The organism is Mesorhizobium sp. M7A.F.Ca.US.007.01.2.1 (assembly GCF_003998165.1).
GTDB classification, from domain to species: domain Bacteria; phylum Pseudomonadota; class Alphaproteobacteria; order Rhizobiales; family Rhizobiaceae; genus Mesorhizobium; species Mesorhizobium ciceri.
On the sequence record NZ_RZQP01000487.1, the window covers coordinates 1 to 1,160 of the forward strand.

Here is a 1,160-nt window from a genome sequence, read left to right on the forward strand (position 1 = left end):
ATGGAAGAACACCCCGACCTGTTCTGGGCTTTGCGCGGCGGCGGCGGCAATTTCGGCATCGTCACCTGCTTCACCTTCCGAGCGCAGCAAATATCTTCAGTGCTCGGCGGCCTGATCGTTCACGCACGCGACAAGTCCGGTGAGGTGTTGCGCTTCTATCGTGACTTCATGGCCACGGCACCGGAGGAACTGACTGCCTACGCGGCCATGCTGACGACGCCGGACGGTATGCCGGCGGTCGGCGTAATCGCATGCTGGTGCGGTGACGTGGTAGAAGGCGCACGTGTGCTGGCGCCGCTGCGAGCTTTCGGTCCCCCAATGCTCGATGCCATCCAGCTAATGCCCTTCCCGACGATGCAGAAGCTGCTTGACGGCGCTTTCCCGGACGGGACCCACAATTTCTGGAAGGCGAGCTTCGTTCCGCAACTTACCGACACGATCATAGACCTGCTTGTCGAGCATGGAAATCGGATGAAGTCGCCTCTTTCGGCCTGCATCGTAGAGTTCTATGGCGGCGCGCCAGGCAGGATCAGTCGCGCTGAATCCGCCTTCGCCCAGCGCGGCGCGGAATACAACATAGGAATGACCGCGCAGTGGGTGGATCCGGCCGAAAGCGAAAGGCATATTGCCTGGGTACGCGCCATGTATGATGCGTTCGAGCCGCATTCGAGCGGAATGCACCTTCTGAACTTTCAGAGCGAGCCCGCGGACCAAGTTATCCGCGCCTCATTCGGCGAAAACTACAGACGGCTTGCGGAAGTGAAAAGCAAATACGACCCGACCAACTTTTTTAGCGTCAACCAAAACATCTCGGCCGCGACACATTAAGCGCCTTCGACAAACTGAGGCGAACTGATCGAAAGTTCCCTTGGGGTCAGCATGATCGCGGGCACCTAGGCATAAGCTCGGGGCTATCAGCACCGTGCATCCGGACGGTCTCCAGAGGCAGCCGTCATACAGGTGACGTTGGGCAACGACCTCAACATCGTGTTCGACAGCTTTCCCGGAAGTCGGAAGCTGGCAAATATCAAACGAGACAGCCGGATCGCCATGGTGATCGGCTGGGATGAAAATGTCACGGTTCAAAATCGAAGGCCGGGCCCGACCTGCCAAGGCTAACGAATTACAGCGGTTGAGAGATGTCCACGTTGCCAACTGTC

General features: G+C 58.4%; 2 protein-coding genes. Both read left to right on the forward strand.

Going from position 1 to position 1,160, the window contains the following annotated elements; translation table 11 throughout:
* The coding region (locus EN949_RS35365) for a BBE domain-containing protein (protein ID WP_206535015.1) at positions 1-828 on the forward strand (828 nt) is incomplete at its 5' end.
* Between the two features lie 138 nt (positions 829-966).
* Positions 967-1,119 carry a pyridoxamine 5'-phosphate oxidase family protein gene (locus EN949_RS35370; RefSeq protein ID WP_164755572.1) on the forward strand — a complete coding sequence of 51 codons (153 nt, stop codon included), beginning with the start codon at positions 967-969 and terminating at the stop codon, positions 1,117-1,119.
* Positions 1,120-1,160: the final 41 nt, after the last annotated feature.